Source organism: Pantoea sp. RIT-PI-b (assembly GCF_001187905.1).
Taxonomy (GTDB): Bacteria; Pseudomonadota; Gammaproteobacteria; order Enterobacterales; family Enterobacteriaceae; genus Pantoea; species Pantoea nemavictus.
Map to the genome: position 1 here is coordinate 92,407 of NZ_LGIS01000018.1, position 17,099 is coordinate 109,505.

General features: G+C 55.9%; 15 protein-coding genes. 5 read left to right on the forward strand and 10 right to left on the reverse strand.

Features of this window, described 5'->3' with window-relative positions:
* Positions 1-38 precede the first annotated feature (38 nt).
* Together nfuA and gntX are read right to left on the reverse strand one after the other, a co-directional pair.
* Positions 39-614 carry a Fe-S biogenesis protein NfuA gene (gene nfuA / locus AC790_RS12000; protein WP_007892316.1) on the reverse strand — a complete coding sequence of 192 codons (576 nt, stop codon included), beginning with the start codon at positions 612-614 and terminating at the stop codon, positions 39-41.
* Positions 615-672: 58 nt separating this feature from the next.
* Entirely contained in the window at positions 673-1,350 is a 678-nt protein-coding gene (gene gntX / locus AC790_RS12005; RefSeq protein WP_049851931.1) for a DNA utilization protein GntX, read from the reverse strand.
* 35 nt (positions 1,351-1,385) lie between these two features.
* Between gntX and bioH the strand changes: the two genes are divergently transcribed.
* Positions 1,386-2,159: a pimeloyl-ACP methyl ester esterase BioH gene (gene bioH / locus AC790_RS12010; RefSeq protein WP_049851932.1), complete on the forward strand. Its 774-nt coding sequence runs from the start codon at positions 1,386-1,388 to the stop codon at positions 2,157-2,159.
* On the opposite strand, the gene AC790_RS12015 is transcribed toward bioH, so the two are convergent.
* Together AC790_RS12015 and AC790_RS12020 are read right to left on the reverse strand one after the other, a co-directional pair.
* Positions 2,098-3,825, reverse strand: coding sequence for an alpha-amylase family glycosyl hydrolase (locus tag AC790_RS12015; protein WP_049851933.1), 1,728 nt, complete (start codon positions 3,823-3,825; stop codon positions 2,098-2,100). The two genes, bioH and AC790_RS12015, sit on opposite strands and share 62 nt — an antisense overlap.
* A gap of 127 nt (positions 3,826-3,952) precedes the next feature.
* Complete coding sequence (locus AC790_RS12020; RefSeq protein ID WP_049851969.1) at positions 3,953-6,280, reverse strand: Tex family protein; 2,328 nt, start codon at positions 6,278-6,280, stop codon at positions 3,953-3,955.
* Between the two features lie 203 nt (positions 6,281-6,483).
* Here AC790_RS12020 and greB point away from each other — a divergent pair, with 203 nt between their 5' ends.
* The gene (greB, locus tag AC790_RS12025) at positions 6,484-6,972 is read left to right on the forward strand and encodes a transcription elongation factor GreB (RefSeq protein WP_007892311.1); all 489 of its coding nucleotides are present in this window, start codon (positions 6,484-6,486) and stop codon (positions 6,970-6,972) included.
* A 124-nt stretch (positions 6,973-7,096) separates the two neighbouring features.
* Here the strand turns inward: greB and yjbE are convergent, their stop codons facing one another.
* The gene (gene yjbE / locus AC790_RS12030; protein WP_007892310.1) at positions 7,097-7,339 is read right to left on the reverse strand and encodes an exopolysaccharide production protein YjbE; all 243 of its coding nucleotides are present in this window, start codon (positions 7,337-7,339) and stop codon (positions 7,097-7,099) included.
* A 512-nt stretch (positions 7,340-7,851) separates the two neighbouring features.
* Here yjbE and ompR point away from each other — a divergent pair.
* Positions 7,852-8,571 (forward strand): two-component system response regulator OmpR, encoded by a 720-nt coding sequence (ompR, locus tag AC790_RS12035; RefSeq protein ID WP_001157751.1) that lies wholly within the window; start codon positions 7,852-7,854, stop codon positions 8,569-8,571.
* Positions 8,568-9,932, forward strand: a complete 1,365-nt coding sequence (envZ, locus tag AC790_RS12040) for a two-component system sensor histidine kinase EnvZ (protein ID WP_007892307.1) — start codon at positions 8,568-8,570, stop codon at positions 9,930-9,932. The genes ompR and envZ overlap by 4 nt, the downstream gene beginning before the upstream one ends.
* Positions 9,933-10,038: 106 nt before the next feature.
* On the opposite strand, the gene pckA is transcribed toward envZ, so the two are convergent.
* From pckA to AC790_RS12065, 5 genes are all read right to left on the reverse strand, one after another.
* Positions 10,039-11,658: a phosphoenolpyruvate carboxykinase (ATP) gene (pckA, locus tag AC790_RS12045; protein WP_049851934.1), complete on the reverse strand. Its 1,620-nt coding sequence runs from the start codon at positions 11,656-11,658 to the stop codon at positions 10,039-10,041.
* Positions 11,659-11,934: 276 nt separating this feature from the next.
* Positions 11,935-12,807, reverse strand: coding sequence for an Hsp33 family molecular chaperone HslO (gene hslO / locus AC790_RS12050; protein ID WP_007892300.1), 873 nt, complete (start codon positions 12,805-12,807; stop codon positions 11,935-11,937).
* Between the two features lie 24 nt (positions 12,808-12,831).
* Positions 12,832-13,233, reverse strand: coding sequence for a ribosome-associated heat shock protein Hsp15 (gene hslR, locus AC790_RS12055; RefSeq protein WP_007892299.1), 402 nt, complete (start codon positions 13,231-13,233; stop codon positions 12,832-12,834).
* A 13-nt stretch (positions 13,234-13,246) separates the two neighbouring features.
* On the reverse strand, positions 13,247-13,915 hold the full coding sequence (yrfG, locus tag AC790_RS12060) for a GMP/IMP nucleotidase (protein ID WP_007892297.1): 669 nt from the start codon (positions 13,913-13,915) through the stop codon (positions 13,247-13,249).
* Between the two features lie 53 nt (positions 13,916-13,968).
* Positions 13,969-16,110: an intracellular growth attenuator family protein gene (locus tag AC790_RS12065; RefSeq protein WP_007892294.1), complete on the reverse strand. Its 2,142-nt coding sequence runs from the start codon at positions 16,108-16,110 to the stop codon at positions 13,969-13,971.
* Positions 16,111-16,507: 397 nt separating this feature from the next.
* On the opposite strand from AC790_RS12065, the gene nudE reads away from it, so the two are divergent.
* Entirely contained in the window at positions 16,508-17,074 is a 567-nt protein-coding gene (nudE, locus tag AC790_RS12070) for an ADP compounds hydrolase NudE (RefSeq protein WP_007892292.1), read from the forward strand.
* Positions 17,075-17,099 lie beyond the last annotated feature (25 nt).

A 17,099-nucleotide genomic window follows, 5' to 3' on the forward strand; every position in this document is an offset into this window, starting at 1 on the left:
AAACGCGCGGCAGCATCGGGTTGCTGCCGCGTGCTGAATCAGTAGTACGAGTGCTCACCGCGCTGGTGCTCAGTTAAATCACGCACGCCTTTCAGCTCAGGGAAGGCTGCCAGCAGCTCTTTCTCGATACCATCTTTCAGGGTGACGTCGATCATCGAACAACCGTTACAGCCGCCGCCAAATTGCAGAATGGCGATGCCGTCATCGGTGATTTCCATCAGCGATACGCGACCGCCGTGGCCAGCCAGCTGCGGGTTAATCTGCGCTTGCAGCAGATATTCCACGCGCTCAACCATTGGCGCATCGTCAGAGACCTTACGCATTTTGGCGTTGGGCGCTTTCAGCGTCAGCTGCGAACCGAGGTTGTCGGTTACAAAGTCGATTTCCGCGTCATCAAGGTACGGTGCGCTCAGCTCATCAACAAAGGCTGACAGTTTTTCGAACTTAAATTCGGTATCGGAAGCTTCTACTGCATCAGGTGGGCAGTAAGAAACACCGCATTCTGCGGTTGGCGTACCCGGATTAATGACGAATACGCGAATCTGAGTGCCATCTTCTTGTTTGGACAGCAATTTTGAGAAGTGCTCTTGCGCAGCATCAGTAATAACGATCATGGCGATTGCTCAATAGTTGACTAAATTACTTGGTTATAATACGCCCAACACCGACGCTCTACAAGGTACGGCACAGGCAACCAATGTGTACGCTGGCCGCGCCTTGCGCCAGCAGGATGCGGCTAATTTCCGCCACGGTACTTCCGGTAGTCACAACATCGTCGATAAGCAGGATATGGCGCCCGCGCACCGGCATTTCAAGGCGAAAGGCACCGCGCAGGTTCTTTTTACGTGCGCTAGCGCTTAATGAATGCTGCACCGCGCCGTGCCGCACGCGTTTTACTCCTTCGCGATATTCGCAGCCCAGCCAGCGTGCCAGCGGTTTTGCCAGCAGCGCCGCCTGATTATAGCCGCGTTGCCAGGCGCGCCGACGATGCAGCGGCACGCTCAGCACCAAATCTACACGCGGCAGCCGGTAATCACGACGCATTGTTAATAATTTTAACAAAATCAGCCGCGCCAGCATCACCCTGAGTGCGGTAATGCGAGAAAACTTCAGCTGCTGCACCCAATCACTCAGCGGCGGCAGATAATCACTGACGCAGGTTAGACTTTGCCACGGCGGCGGCTGGCGGATGCAGCGCCCGCAGGGTTGGGCGCCACTGGCCGGTAAACCGCAGCATGGGCATAGCGCCGGCAGCCGTGGAATTTGTTGCACGCAGCGACTGCACAAACCGTGGCCGACAATCTGCAGCGGCAGGCGGCATAGCCAACACAGTGCCGGGATTGGTAGCATAGCGACCTCCTTTTCACTTTTCGGGAGTGTAACCGATGAGTTCGCTTTACTGGCACACCACAGGCACGGGCGATTGCGATCTTGTGCTGCTGCACGGCTGGGGTTTGAACGCCGAAGTGTGGCAAAACATTGTTCCTCGACTCAGCTCGCATTTTCGCCTGCACCTGGTGGATCTGCCGGGCTTTGGTCGCAGCCAGGGTTTTGGTCCGCTGACCTTAGCGGAAATGGCGCAGCAACTGTTACCGCAGTTACCGCCGCGCGCGGTGCTGATCGGCTGGTCGCTGGGCGGATTAGTCGCCAGCCAATTGGCTTTAACCCAGCCCGGTCGTGTTACAGCACTGATCTCCGTGGCATCATCGCCGTGCTTTACCGCACGTGATGCGTGGCCGGGCATCAAGCCCGAGACGCTACAGAGTTTCCAGCAACAGCTGAGCACAGATTTCCAACGCACCGTGGAGCGTTTTCTGGCGCTGCAAACCATGGGCACCGAGCATGCGCGACAAGATGCACGTCAGCTGAAAGAGGTGGTGTTGTCGCAGCCGATGCCATCGGTCGAGGTATTAGAAGGCGGACTGGAGATTCTGCGTCAGGACGATCTGCGGGCTTCACTCGACGACCTCACTCTGCCGTTTCTGCGCATTTATGGTTATCTCGATGGGCTGGTGCCGCGTGGTATCGCACAGGAGCTGGATACGCGCTGGCCATCTTCTTCATCGGTGGTGATGGAGAAGGCGGCGCATGCGCCATTTATTTCCCATCCGGATGCTTTCTGTCAGCAGGTGCTGAATTTTGTCCGCGCAGCCACATAAACTGCCATGCAGCCAGCGTTATTGGCTGGCTGCCATCCAGCTTCTCCCCGCTAATGAGATCCTGCACCTGGTGCGCCAGCGGCAGCTGTGTGGTTACATCATGGTTGCTGAGATTAAACACGCACAGTAAGCCTTCGCTATCCGGTTTATGGCGACGCAATACCAGCAAGGTATTCTCGCTCTCCAGCAGCGTCATCGGATTGTCCGGATGAAACGCGGACTGGCGCGTGCGCAGCTGAATCAGCGCGCTGAGACGTTCATACACCTGCTGTCGCAGCGGATTGCCGCCGCTAATCCACGCCTCCATCTCGCGCAGGCTGTACTTCTCACGGTTGATGGCGCGGTTGTGGCCAGCGGCACGCACGCCTTCGTTATCGTTGCGTGAGCCGAGAATGCTTTGAATGTAGATGGCGGGCACGCCGGGAAACGACAGCAGAATTGCATGTGCCAGCAGGAAGCGACGCAAACGCGTGTCATCGTCGTCGTTCTGCTGATTCAGCGCATCGAAATAGGTGACGTTAATTTCGTAAGGGCTGGTGGTGCCGTCGGCATTGTTCTTGTAGGAGACCAGCGCGCCCTCCAGCGCTAAATCGCGTACCAGCGCCACAATCTCCACTTCCGACAAAATACCGCGCGCCGGATTCAGCCCAATGCCGTCGTGCGAGGCGAGAAAGTTAAAGAAGGTGGTGGTGCCACCGCCTAAATCCAGCGTGCTGGCCCATTGACGCAGCGCACGCGCCGAACCGGAGTGTATGGCGTGCAGCACCAGCGGCGGCAGTGAAAACTGGTACACCATCTGCGCTTCATCTTTGCCGTTGCCGAAATAGCTGATGTTGTCTTTGTGCGGCACATTGGTTTCGGTGACGATCACCGTGCCGGGCGCCGCTTCATTGGCGATGGCGCGAAACAGTTTCACCAGTTGATGGGTTTTCGGCAGATGAATGCAGTGGGTGCCGGGCGTTTTCCACATGTAGCCAACGGCGTCGAGCCGCACATAATCCGCGCCTTTGATCAGGTAATCCAGCAGCACGTCGACCATGCGAATCAACACTTCCGGGTTGGCGAAGTTGAGGTCGATTTGGTCGGCGCTGAAGGTGGTCCAGATGTAGCGTGTCTCGCCGTTGGCCATCTCAAACGGTGTTAATAAGGGTGAAGTGCGTGGGCGCGTGACCGCGCTGAGATCGGTGGCGGGCGGCATGCTGATAAAGAAATCATCCCAGCCGGGATCCTGCGCCAGAAAATGGCGAAACCACGCGCTGTGCGCCGACATGTGATTGCAGACAAAATCGAACATCAGGCGGGTTTCAGTATGTAGCGCGCTGATATGTTGCCACTCGCCGCAGATCGGATTGACCTGGTGATAGTCGATAACCGAGAAGCCATCATCGGATGAATAAGGAAAGAACGGCAGCAGATGCACCAGGCTGAAAGTGGATTGCAGATGCTGCTGATAAAAGCGTGAAAAGCTGGCGAGGGTGGGTTGTTCCGGTTCGCGAAACTGATCGGCGTAGCTGATCAGCACCACATCTTTCTCATCCCAGTGCGCCTTGCGCGGCAGTTTAACCGTATCGCGCGCGGCTCGAATGTGTGAAAGCAGGCGTTCACGCGCTGCGGCAGGAAAGCTGCCGTGATAAATCTCATCGATTAAGGCGTTGATAATATCCATTGGATCGCTGGGCCACGCGGAAGGTCATTTTTTCACACAGAATTTTTAGCGTAGTTGGGCGAGGAGATTTATCAAGGCTTATACGCGCGGAGATAGCGTCATCTCCGCGCGTTTTTAGGGCAGGATCTTAACGTTTTTTACCGAAGGCTGCGGCAAGCGCATCGCCCATCGCGCTGTTGCCGGCGGAAGCGCTGGCCGGTTTGCCACGGCCTTTGTTATTGGCCGCCGGACGCGCTGCTTCTTTGCCCGCGCTGCGGTTGTTCCCGCGCGCATTGCTTTCACCTGGCTGCTCATCCAGACGCATGGTGAGCGCAATACGTTTACGCTGCATATCCACTTCCATTACTTTCACTTTGACGATATCGCCGGCTTTCACCACCTGATGGGGATCCTCGACGAACTTGTCGGAAAGGGAAGAGATGTGCACTAAACCATCCTGATGCACGCCGATATCAACGAACGCGCCGAAGTTGGTGACGTTGGTCACCGCGCCTTCCAGCACCATGCCCGGCAACAGATCGTTGAGCGTTTCCACACCTTCAGCAAACTGCGCGGTTTTAAACTCAGGGCGCGGATCGCGACCCGGTTTTTCCAGCTCTTTGATGATGTCCGTCACCGTTGGCAAGCCGAAGCGCTCATCGGTGAATTCACGTGCGTTGAGATCGCGCAGGCTGCCCGGATTGCCCATCAACTCATTCAGCGCCTGCTCGGTGGCGGCCAGAATGCGCTCGACCAGCGGGTAAGCTTCCGGGTGCACGGTTGAGGCATCCAGCGGGTTATCGCCGTGGTTAATACGCAGGAAGCCGGCACACTGCTCAAAGGCTTTCGGTCCCAGACGACTGACTTTCAGTAGCTGCTGACGATTCTGGAAACGTCCATTCTCATCGCGCCAGCTGACAATATTCTGCGCCATCATGCGGGTTAAACCGGCTACGCGGGTTAACAGCGCTACCGATGCGGTGTTGAGATCAACACCCACGGCGTTTACGCAGTCTTCTACCACCGCATCCAGCTTCTTCGCCAGCTGGCTTTGGCTAACATCATGCTGATATTGGCCCACGCCGATGGATTTCGGATCGATTTTCACCAGTTCGGCAAGCGGATCCTGCAGGCGGCGCGCGATGGAAACTGCACCACGAATCGAGACGTCGAGATCCGGGAACTCCAGCGCCGCCAATTCCGACGCAGAGTAAACCGATGCGCCCGCTTCACTCACAATCACTTTCTGCGCGTTAACGTGGGGGAACTGCTTCTGCACGTCGAGGAAGAAGCGTTCGGTCTCGCGCGAAGCGGTGCCGTTACCAATCGCCACCAGTTCAACCTGATGTTTGGTGCACAGTGCCGCGACGGCCGCGGCCGCTTTCGCTGCCTGACCGGTGTGCGGATAAATGGTGTCGGTGGCGACCAGTTTGCCGGTGGCATCCACCACCGCGACTTTTACACCGGTACGCAAACCGGGATCGAGACCCATAGTGGCGCGCATTCCCGCCGGTGCGGCCATCAGCAGATCGTGCAGGTTGCGGGCAAATACGTTGATGGCTTCATCTTCGGCGCGTTCACGAATGGTGCCCATCAATTCGGTTTCGAGGTGCAGCAGCACTTTGATGCGCCAGGTCCAGCTCACCACCGCCTTGCGCCAGCTGTCCGCCGGGGCGTTATTCAGGCGCAGGTTGAGGTGTTCGGCGATCAGCGTTTCGCCGTAGCTTTCACGCGGGGCTTCTTCAAACTGGGGATCGGCATTTAGCGACAGCTGCAGCACGCCTTCGTTACGGCCGCGGAACATCGCCAGCGCGCGGTGCGATGGCACGCCGCTCAGCGCTTCGTGATGATCGAAGTAGTCGCGGAATTTCGCGCCTTCTTCCTCTTTGCCTTCCACCACGCGAGAAACCACATGCGCGTTCTTCCACAGATAATCACGCACTTTCGCCAGCAGCGAGGCGTCTTCCGCAAAGCGCTCCATCAGAATGTAGCGTGCGCCATCCAGCGCGGCGCGTACGTCGGCAACGCCTTTGTCGGCGTCAACGTAGCCCGCGGCCAGCTGCTCGGGATCCTGCGACGCATCCTGCCACAGCGTCTCGGCCAGCGGCTCAAGACCGGCTTCAATCGCGATCTGTCCGCGCGTACGACGCTTCTGTTTGTACGGCAGGTAAAGGTCTTCCAGCTCGGTTTTGTTCAGCGTGCTGTTGATGGCGGTAGCGAGTTCAGGGGTAAGTTTGCCCTGTTCGTCGATAGATTTAAGAATCGACTGGCGACGATCGTCCAGCTCGCGCAGGTAACCTAAACGGCTTTCCAGTAAACGCAGCTGGGTGTCGTCCAGGCCTCCGGTCACTTCCTTACGATAACGTGCGATAAACGGCACGGTGTTCCCTTCATCAAGTAAGCGCACGGCGGCATCAACCTGGTCGGCGCGTGCCTTTAGCTCACTTGCGATAATCTGGCTCAGCGAATCTTTCATCATCATTAACAATGCTTACACAGGGTTAGAAATAGGGGACAGTTATACGGGCTGAGGGCGAAAATTGCCAGCCGGGGGCCAGTGAATCCGTCTTTTTCTGAATGCAGCGCGCGCTTTAAAGTCTGCTTCTTGCTGATGGCGAATCGGTCGCTTATTGTTAGCCTCTTTGCTGCGAAGAAACGCCGTTACCACGAGTTGATGTCATGAAAACCCAACTGATTACCCGCGAAGGCTATAACAAGCTGCGCGCTGAACACGACCATTTGTGGAACGAAAAGCGTCCCGAAGTGACCAAAATTGTCTCCTGGGCGGCCAGCCTCGGCGATCGTTCGGAAAACGCCGATTACACCTACAACAAACGTCTGCTGCGCCAGATCGATCGCCGCGTACGCTATCTGCGTAAATGCCTCGCCGACCTGAAAATTGTCGATTACGCACCGCAGCAGGAAGGCAAAGTGTTTTTTGGCGCGTGGGTGCAGGTGGAGAACGAGCAGGGCGACGTGAAGCGGTTTCGCATTGTCGGCCCGGATGAAATCTATGGCGAGACGATGAAAGAGTACATTTCGATTGATTCGCCGATGGCGCGCGCGCTGATCAAGAAAGAAGTGGATGACGAAGTGGTGGTGAACACGCCGGAAGGCCAGAAAATCTGGTTTGTGAACAGCATCGACTATGTAAAAGAGACGCCCTAAAAAGAGTCGGAGAATAATGGCCTGGATAACGAGGCCGGGGCGCAACTTATTCTCCGGTGGCGAAATGGGCTGACAGTAAAAGAGGGGAAAGCGCCGCAGCCTTGCCGCGCATCAATAGTATGAATTATTTGCCTGGCGTGGTCGCGGTGGTGGTTGAGGTACTGTTGCCACCTTTGTCGCCGCCGCTCATGGTCGCCAGTGCAACACCCAGCAACGCACCCACCGCGCCAATACCGATAGCGTCAGAGTTTCCTTTCGCGGTGGTAGACGCCTGAGCGCCAGCCGCTTCGCCCGCGCTGGTGGCCGCCTGAACCTGAGTGATGCTGGTCAGTACCAGTGCGCCCAGCAGAATTACGGTTTTTTTCATCTTTCTCTCTCCACATGAACTCAATAACAGCAGGTACGCATGCAGTGTCGGAGATCGCGCTGCGATAAGAAAGACGTGTTTATTGCCTGATTTATCAGCCTTTATTTAATCCTGGCCTTGTTTTTTCCTGGCGTGGAATTGTTCCGAGAGCAGATACGCGGCTGATGGCGAAAGCACAATATTTTATGCTGCCCTTCAGCTGGTACTGGCATATTCTGCACCGTTACCTTAAGCCAAATCGCGCTGAGCGCCTTCCTGGCCGCGATTTAATGTGTAATGTTCCAGTAACAGAAAGAATAGGCGCCAAATTTTCAGATAAGCGCTAAGCGGCTTGAAAGCACAGATAAAAAACGCGAAGCGAAGCGCATTTCGGGGCTAAAAATAAATATAAGCTGCTGTTTAATATGCTTTGTAACAATTTCGGCTAGAATATAAACCATTAATGACTGTCACACTGAGGCCTCTTTTTTTAACAATATTGGCTCAGGCAATGGCGCCTTTGGGAGTTGAACATGCAAGAGAACTACAAAATTCTGGTCGTCGATGACGATATGCGTCTGCGTGCGTTGCTGGAGCGCTATCTCACCGAGCAGGGCTTTCAGGTGCGTAGCGTTGCCAACGCCGAGCAAATGGATCGACTGTTAACCCGCGAATCTTTCCATCTGATGGTGCTCGACTTGATGTTGCCGGGCGAAGATGGTTTATCTATCTGCCGTCGTCTGCGCAGTCAAAGTAACCCGATGCCGATCATTATGGTCACCGCCAAGGGTGAAGAAGTGGATCGTATCGTCGGTCTGGAGATCGGCGCGGATGACTACATTCCAAAACCGTTCAACCCGCGTGAGCTGCTGGCGCGAATTCGTGCCGTGCTGCGTCGTCAGGCCAATGAACTGCCAGGCGCGCCTTCGCAGGAAGAAGCGGTTATCGCCTTCGGTAAATTTAAGCTGAACCTCGGCACCCGCGAAATGTTCCGTGAAGATGAGCCGATGCCGCTGACCAGCGGTGAGTTTGCCGTGTTAAAAGCGCTGGTGAGCCATCCGCGTGAGCCGCTGTCGCGCGATAAGCTGATGAACCTGGCGCGTGGCCGTGAATACAGCGCCATGGAACGCTCCATCGACGTGCAGATTTCCCGTCTGCGTCGCATGGTGGAAGAAGATCCGGCGCATCCGCGCTATATCCAGACCGTTTGGGGCCTTGGCTACGTATTCGTTCCGGACGGCAGCAAAGCATGAGGCGATTGCGCTTCTCACCCCGCAGTTCGTTTGCCCGCACCTTGTTATTGATCGTTACCTTGCTGTTCGTCAGCCTGGTAACGACCTATTTGGTGGTGCTCAATTTCGCCATTCTTCCCAGTTTGCAGCAGTTCAATAAGGTCCTCGCGTACGAAGTGCGTATGTTGATGACTGACCGGCTGCAGCTGGAAGATGGAACACAGTTGGAAGTGCCGCCGGCCTTCCGACGCGAAATTTATCGTGAGCTGGGCATCTCGTTGTATACCAACGCGGCGGCGGAAGAGAGCGGTTTGCGCTGGGCGCAGCATTACGAATTCCTCAGTGAACAGATGGGCCAACAGCTGGGCGGCCCCACCGATGTCCGGGTCGAGGTGAATAAAAACTCGCCGGTGGTGTGGCTGAAAACCTGGCTGTCGCCGGATATCTGGGTGCGCGTACCGCTCACCGAAATCCATCAGGGCGACTTCTCACCGCTGTTCCGCTACACGCTCGCGATTATGCTGCTGGCGATAGGCGGCGCCTGGCTGTTTATCCGCATCCAAAACCGACCCTTGGTGGATTTGGAACATGCGGCATTACAGGTGGGCAAAGGCATCATTCCGCCGCCGCTGCGCGAATACGGTGCGTCTGAAGTGCGTTCAGTGACGCGCGCCTTTAACCAAATGGCGGCCGGGGTGAAGCAGTTGGCCGACGATCGTACCTTGTTGATGGCCGGTGTCAGCCACGACTTACGTACGCCGCTGACGCGTATCCGCCTTGCCACCGAAATGATGGGTGAGCAGGATGGTTATCTGGCGGAGTCGATCAACAAAGATATCGAAGAGTGCAACGCCATTATCGAGCAGTTCATCGATTATCTGCGCACCGGACAGGAGATGCAGACCGAACGTGCCGACCTGAACAGCGTGCTGGGCGAAGTGGTGGCGGCTGAAAGTGGCTACGAGCGCGAGATTGAGAATGCGGTAATGTCCGAAGATGTGATGCTGGATATCAACCCGTTATCGATTAAGCGCGCGCTGGCGAACCTGGTGGTCAATGCGGCGCGTTACGGCAACGGTTGGATTAAGGTTAGCAGCGGCAAAGAGCTGAACCGCGCGTGGTTCCAGGTGGAAGATGATGGTCCCGGCATCAAACCGGATCAACTGCAACATCTGTTCCAGCCGTTTGTGCGTGGCGACAGCGCTCGCAGCACCAGCGGAACCGGCCTAGGCCTGGCGATTGTGCAGCGTATTATCGATGCCCATGAAGGTTCGCTGGAGATTGGTGAGAGCGATCGCGGCGGATTGCGTATTCGCGCGTGGCTGCCGATCCCCGAAGGCAGCAGTAGCAGCGCAGTGGTGAGCATTAACCACAGCGCGTGATGGCCATGTGGGCACAAATCACCTTACAAAACCCGTCGATGCAGAAACAACAAAGCCGCTATCCCTCGCAGGATAGCGGCTTTTTTTTGGCCTCAACCACGTCACATCACAGCTGCGGACCGGCCTGCACCAGCGCCTTCCCGGCGTCGTTATCGGTATACTTCTCAAAGTTAGTGATAAAGCGCTGCGCCAGATCCTGCGCGGCTTGCTGCCAGGCCGCTTCCGTTGGCCAGCTGCGGCGCGGATCGAGAATTGCGCTATTCACCTGCGGTAAATGCTTTGGCATCTGCAGGTTAAACACCGGCAGCTGTTCGGTTTCCACGTTATCCAGTTCACCGGCCAGAATCGCGTTGATGATAGCCCGTGTGTCTTTCAGTGAGATGCGCTTACCGCTGCCGTTCCAGCCGGTATTGACCAGATAGGCCTGCGCACCCGCCGCTTCCATGCGCTTCACCAGCACGTCGGAATATTGCGTGGGATGCAGCGTCAGGAACGCCGCGCCGAAACAGGCGGAGAAGGTTGGCGTCGGCTGGGTTACGCCGCGCTCGGTGCCGGCCAGCTTGGCGGTAAAGCCCGACAGGAAGTGATACTGCGTCTGTTCCGGCGTTAAGCGCGAAACCGGCGGCAGCACACCAAAAGCATCGGCGGTGAGGAAAATCACCCGCTTCGCATGGCCCGCCTTGGAAACCGGCTGCACGATGTTTTCGATATGCTCAATCGGATAGGAGACGCGGGTGTTTTCGGTTTTGCTGCCGTCGGCGTAATCCACGCTGCCATCGGCGCGCACCACCACGTTTTCCAGCAGTGCATCGCGGCGGATAGCGCGGTAGATTTCCGGCTCCGCCTGCTCAGACAGATTGATGGTTTTGGCGTAGCAGCCGCCTTCAAAGTTGAACACGCCATCGTCATCCCAGCCGTGTTCGTCATCACCGATCAGCTGGCGATCCGGATCGGTGGATAAGGTGGTTTTGCCGGTGCCGGAGAGGCCGAAGAACACCGCCACATCGCCCGCTTTGCCGACGTTAGCCGAGCAGTGCATCGACGCAATGCCTTTCAGCGGCAGCAGGTAGTTCATGATGGCGAACAGGCCTTTCTTCATCTCACCGCCGTACCAGGTGCCGCCAATCAACTGCATGCGCTCAGTGAGGTTGAAGGCGACGAAGTTCTCAGAGTGCAGACCCTGCGCCTGCCAGTCCGGATTGGTGCACTGCGCGGCGTTCATCACCACGAAATCTGGCTTGAAGTCAGCTAGCTCGCTCTCGCTCGGACGGATAAACATGTTTTTGACGAAGTGCGCCTGCCAGGCCACTTCCATCACGAAGCGCACGCTCAGGCGCGTGTCGGGATTGGCACCGCAGAACGCATCAACCACAAACAGACGTTTGCCGGAAAGCTGCTGGGTGCAGCGATCTTTCAACGCCTGCCAGGTTTCCTGCGACAGCGGCTGGTTATCATTTTTGCCGTTGCCAACATCGTTCCACCACAGCGTGTCGCGCGTGGTGTCATCGCGAACGATATATTTATCTTTGGGCGAGCGACCCGTAAAGATGCCGGTATCCACGGCAATGGCGCCGCTCTGCGTCAGAGTGCCTCGCGCATAACCTTCCAGCTCTGGGCGGGTCTCTTCCTGAAATAGCGTGTCGAAGTCAGGGTTGTACACCACTTCGGTGGTGCCGCTGATGCCCATAGAGGCGAGGTCTTGCGATGTCAGGCCGTTAACGCGCATGTGACTGCTCCTTTAATCGGTATCTGTTACTGCGTATTTTTTATGGGGGGATTCTGCTGCCTGCCGTGCATAGCCACACAGGGCAGATCGCGCGCAGTGTACTCTTATGAGCACAGCGGAAAAGAGAAGATAGTCAGAAATGCGAGCTGGAACGTGACAAGTAGAGAAATCTGCCACTTATGTAATTAAAGTCAGCGTTATTTAGCTAATAACCGTGATAAATGATAGGGATACGTTCAGAGGGAAATGCGGGCGGCTGAACCGCCCGGCAGGAAATTAATGCACTTGATCGCTGTTGTTGGTTGGCGCGTTACGAATGGCGGCAATATCCACCGCATCGTACACATAGTGCGAATTGCAGTAGTCGCAATGCATATCGATTTTGCCATCCTCTGCGAGGATTTCATCCACTTCTTCAATCGGCAGCGTACTCAGGACTTCGCCGCAACGCTCGCGTGAGCAGGTGCATTTGAAGCTAACCGGCGACGGATCAAACACCGTGGCTTCTTCCTGATGATACAGACGCCATAGCACGTCGGTGGCGGGCAGTTCGATCAGCTCTTCGCTCTTCACGGTTTCGGTCAACGTGGCGAGATGATTGAAATCATCCGGGCTCGGCTCTTGCGCTGGCAGCACCTGCAGCAGAATGCCCGCCGCGCCTTTCTCGCTGGTGCGGATAAACAGGCGCGTTGGCAGCTGCTCAGAGCGCATGAAGTAATCTTCCAGGCAACCCGCCAGCGTATCCGCTTCCAGGCCCACCACGCCTTGATAACGCTCGCCTTTCTCTGGCGAGATGGTGATCACCAGATAGCCGTTACCGACCATCTCTTTCAGGCTGCTGCCCGGTGCGATCTCGGCATCTTCTTTGACGCGCGCCACGCCACGCAGCTCCTGGCGGTTGTTACCGTTGATCACCGCCAGCGTCAGCGGACCATCGCCCTGCAACTGCACGGTGATATCACCGTCAAACTTCAGCGTTGCCGTCAGCAGACTGGTGGCCACCAGCAGCTCGCCCAGCAAGGTTTTTACCGGCTCAACGTAGTCGTGATTTTTGACAATTTCACGCCAGGTTTCCGTCACGTTAACCAGCTCACCGCGCACGGCGACATTTTCGAACAGGTAGCGGTGCAGTTGATCGTTTGCAGACATAGTGTTTCTCTCGTTGGGGGCGCGTTATTTATCGCCCGACAATTTAAATTTCATCAGATCGCGGCGCTCTTTCTTATCCGGGCGACGATCGGGGTGCGGCATGGTTAACGCATTCATCTTGCGCGCCAGCGCGGTTTTCTCACGCTTTTCGATACTGGCGTCGGTTTCGGCATACAGCGCTTGCGCTTCGGTGGCGGGACGACGCTGATCGGTGACCGCGGTGATCACCACGGTGCGCTCATCATTGCCCTGACGCAGCGTCAGCTCGGCGTTCAGCTCCACCAGTTTACTGGGCTTGCTGCGCTGACCGTTGTAATGCACTTTGCCGCCTTCCACCATCTCGCGAGCCAGCGCACGGGTTTTATAGAAGCGCGCGGCCCACAGCCATTTGTCGAGGCGGACGCCTTCGCTGATTTTCTCTTTCATTGCGGCTCCTGCTTTAACGCAGCGTCTCACACAGCTGACGATAATCTCGTACCGCCGGATGACGCTGGAAAGATTGATCGGGCCGACCGGAATCCGGATTGCTGACGCCTAAACACCAGCGAATGCCCCAGCTTGTCGCTGCATCCAGAATCGCTTCGCTGTCATCAATGAACAGCGTGCGCGAACGCTCAAACGCAGTGTGCTGCTGAACGGCCTGCCAGAGGCGCGGATCCTCTTTCGGATACCCAAAGGTATGGGTGGAAAGTAATAAATCAAGGTGGGCAGCTAATCCGGTCTGCTCCAGTTTGACATCCAGATTATAAGGATGCGCATTGGTCAGCAGAATGGTGCGTTTGCCTGCGGCGCGTAGCGCCTGCAATAACGGCAGCGTATCTTCACGCATTGCGGCGCGATGGCGCTTTTCCCACGTCATGGCGCGAATATCCAGCGCCAGTTCCTGCGACCAGTAATCGAGACAATACCAGTTTAGCGTATGCATCACGGCCTGATACTTCTGCTCAATCAGCTGATGGGCTTCACCCAGCGTGATCGCGCGTTCACGGCTTAAGGTTTCCGGAACGTGTTCCAGCCAGAAGTGGCGATCAAAGGCGAGGTCGAGCAGCGTGCCGTCCATATCCAGCAGCACGGTATCAATCTCTGACCAGTTAAGCGTAACCTGCATTTTCTTTCTCGCCGCTAAAAAGTGGGCGACAGGGTAGCACAGAAGGGAAGGGCTCAGAACAGCGAGCGCACGCTCTGCATAGTGTTCAGATTGTGGTTGAAGCACTTGTCGTAATATTGCTGAATTTCCGCCATACGCAGACGATTACGGTGAATACGACGCAGCGCCAGCAAGCCGTTGATCACCGCGCTGGCAATCAGTACCAGCATCAGCAACGCGGTGCCTAAATAGCGCCATTGTGCCATCGCATCTGGCTCGTTATGCAGCGCGATATGACGGGTACCGTTAGCATCAGTGGTAATACTGGTGATGATGCCGCTGGCGGCGAATGGCGTATGCAGCAGCATTTCAGACATGCGCTGTAGCTCACGCCATTGCGAAGGGGCATCAAGATCAAACAGTGAAACTGACGGCTGCGGCTGCGTCACCATCTGGCGACCTTCATCACTGATGATCAGGAAACCACCCGGCGGCGGACTATTGAGGTTTTCTGCCGCGCGACGGGTCTCGCGCGCGAAGAAGGTAGAAGTAGCAGTGTTGACCAGATTTTCCAGCGCTTCAGCGCTAACCGGGCGCAGCAGCACATTCATGCCATTCAGCTTGCCGGAATCTGCGCGGTGGATCAGCGAATCCCAATCTTTGGCGTTGCCCAGATTTACCAGCGCATTTTTCAGGCGCACACAATCCTGCTGCTGGCTGCAAAGCTCCTGGGTTTTCAGCACCAGATCGGAGAAGTCATCCAGCAGAATCATGCCGGATTTTTGAATCGCCGAGGCCAGCTGCGGGTTGAGCTTCGGATCGGTGTTGGTTTCCGGATGCAGCTGGCGCGTGGTGGTGTCGAGCAACGCGGAAGCTTTATCGATGATATCCGATTGCGGCTGTGGCAGCGGCGCGGCGTTGTTCCAGTAAATGGCTGAGCAGTCAAACGGCATGTAGGCGTAGCTGCGATTGCTTTGGTAGTTGCCTGGCACTGAACACATGCCGGTGCCGCCCACTTTCAGGCTGTCGCCGATGTGCAGTGGCAGCGCATTCAGCTTATCAACGCTGTTCACTTCGATGCTCTCGGTGCCTTTTACCCACGCGAGGCTGAGTTTGATCGGCATGCTGAGCGGAATCCAGGTGAACAGCATTACCAACACCAGTAGCGAACCACACGCCAGCACCAGGTTTTTACGCCAGCGCTGCACCGGGAAGTTACGCACTTCGTCCTGCAGCGACAGGAAGCGGCCCTGACGCACCACCTGACGATTGAGGTACATCTCAACATCGGTGATCTGGCCAAGATCATGCGCCACATAAGGCTGCCAGTGTGCAGGGTAGATCAGATCAATAATGCCAAGCGAGATGTTGCTCTGCTCCTGATTTGATTCGCCGAACAATCCCCAGCGCTTGGGCGCACCGCGCAGGCAGTGGACGTCACGCAAACCATTCGCACCCGGGAAGCGGTAGAGGAACCACAGGCTGACGGCAATCATCAGGCAGCCGAGCAGGGCAATCCATACCATCAGACTGCCGGGCAGCACCAGACTAAGGAAGAACAAGAGGAAAGCGAAACAGATGGCGACCGCTTCACGCGTGCCGTCGGCGCGTGACAGTTGATACTCTTCCGAGGTCTCTTTGCGCACCTGCAGCAGTTCAACGTTCTCGCTCTCTTCTTTACGAATAGACGCATTGGTTGACATCGGTCGCACCAGCGGCGGCAGTGCCGGTTGTTCAACGGCGTAGCTCACCAGTGAATGACCGTTGAGCGAAATCACCAGCGGCAGGGTTTGCGTACGGATTAACTCAACATAGTTTTCATCGGCGATGTACTGCTCCCACAGCGGCGGCAGATGCACCTCGACTTCGTCGAGATAGTAGCGCCATTTCTGCGGATCGTCGGTGGAGAGGCCATAGCGGGTGATGGAACGAGTGACAGGATAAACGTTACTGCTTTGCGCGGTGAGCGTCAGCGCTTCGGGTTCGCGTGACTTCTTTGCGGAACGGGTACTGCTGTGTTGCTGCTGTTTGGCCAGCAACGCAATGTACTTTTCAACGGCATCACGTTCTTCGTCAGTAAGCTTGCGATGAGGCGGACTGATAAACGGCAGAGGTTTCGCCAACGGCGGACGATGCCGCATAGCGTACCAATAGCCGATACCTGCGAGTAACGAACAGGCGAGCATGACTGCCAGAATGACAATGTAAGTGCTCATGCTTTGCTCAATCCAGCCAAAAAACTGCCTTCACGTTAACGATGTACTCCCGGTGAATCCATCAATACAAGTCAATTTTGGCGAGCAGAAGTGATTCTGACAAGGGAAAAGTCAGATAAAATAACGCGCAAAATCATTTAATTATAGTTTGGTAGATTATTCCTTAACGGGATGTTAACCAGACAAAACTCAATTAAATATCGGCATTATCTGAATTGTGCACAACATCGTTGACTTATTGTGAATTTTTAACTGCATAGATAACAAGAAGTTGTTAGCGGCAGTGAGTGAATGTATGTCACCATAGTTTACCTACACCGCGTCTCGCACAATAGTTCGGGCTTCGGTATGCTGGCGTCATCACGTTTCACAGGGTTGTGCTAAGTTTGAGGCTGATATGAAAACCCCAATGAAAAAACCTGACATCCTCAATGTGGAAGCGGTTGCCCGCTCCCGTTTGTTCACCATAGAAGCGGTCGATCTCGCTTTCAGCAATGGCGCGCGTCGCGTCTATGAACGCATGAAGCCTTCCGATCGGGAAGCGGTGATGATTGTGCCGATTATCGGCGATGACGTGATCCTGATACAGGAGTACGCCGTGGGTCTGGAAAGCTATGAACTCGGTTTCCCGAAAGGGCTGATCGATCCCGGTGAAAGCGCCTTTGAAGCCGCCGACCGCGAGCTGAAAGAGGAGGCGGGATTTGGTGCCACTAAACTGGAAGCGCTCGGCAAGCTGACCATGGCGCCCTCTTACTTCTCCAGCAAGATGAACATTGTGGTCGCGGAAGGTTTGTACGAAGAGAAGCTGGAAGGTGATGAGCCGGAACCGCTGATTGTTCATCGCTGGCCGTTAAATAACCTGTTGGCGCTGCTGGAGGAACCTGATTTCCGCGAAGCGCGTAACGTCAGCGCCCTGTTTATGGTGCGCGAATGGTTGGTGAAGCAGGGACGTTTAAGCTACTAATCTTTGAGCATCGCTTAAAAAAAGA

Bases quoted from the DNA above. Each gene is read 5' to 3' on its own strand.
- nfuA (WP_007892316.1), bottom strand. From the start codon at position 614: ATGATCGTTATTACTGATGCTGCGCAAGAGCACTTCTCAAAATTGCTG.
- gntX (WP_049851931.1), bottom strand. From the start codon at position 1,350: ATGCTACCAATCCCGGCACTGTGTTGGCTATGCCGCCTGCCGCTGCAG.
- bioH (WP_049851932.1), top strand. From the start codon at position 1,386: ATGAGTTCGCTTTACTGGCACACCACAGGCACGGGCGATTGCGATCTT.
- AC790_RS12015 (WP_049851933.1), bottom strand. From the start codon at position 3,825: ATGGATATTATCAACGCCTTAATCGATGAGATTTATCACGGCAGCTTT.
- AC790_RS12020 (WP_049851969.1), bottom strand. From the start codon at position 6,280: ATGAAAGATTCGCTGAGCCAGATTATCGCAAGTGAGCTAAAGGCACGC.
- greB (WP_007892311.1), top strand. From the start codon at position 6,484: ATGAAAACCCAACTGATTACCCGCGAAGGCTATAACAAGCTGCGCGCT.
- yjbE (WP_007892310.1), bottom strand. From the start codon at position 7,339: ATGAAAAAAACCGTAATTCTGCTGGGCGCACTGGTACTGACCAGCATC.
- ompR (WP_001157751.1), top strand. From the start codon at position 7,852: ATGCAAGAGAACTACAAAATTCTGGTCGTCGATGACGATATGCGTCTG.
- envZ (WP_007892307.1), top strand. From the start codon at position 8,568: ATGAGGCGATTGCGCTTCTCACCCCGCAGTTCGTTTGCCCGCACCTTG.
- pckA (WP_049851934.1), bottom strand. From the start codon at position 11,658: ATGCGCGTTAACGGCCTGACATCGCAAGACCTCGCCTCTATGGGCATC.
- hslO (WP_007892300.1), bottom strand. From the start codon at position 12,807: ATGTCTGCAAACGATCAACTGCACCGCTACCTGTTCGAAAATGTCGCC.
- hslR (WP_007892299.1), bottom strand. From the start codon at position 13,233: ATGAAAGAGAAAATCAGCGAAGGCGTCCGCCTCGACAAATGGCTGTGG.
- yrfG (WP_007892297.1), bottom strand. From the start codon at position 13,915: ATGCAGGTTACGCTTAACTGGTCAGAGATTGATACCGTGCTGCTGGAT.
- AC790_RS12065 (WP_007892294.1), bottom strand. From the start codon at position 16,110: ATGAGCACTTACATTGTCATTCTGGCAGTCATGCTCGCCTGTTCGTTA.
- nudE (WP_007892292.1), top strand. From the start codon at position 16,508: ATGAAAACCCCAATGAAAAAACCTGACATCCTCAATGTGGAAGCGGTT.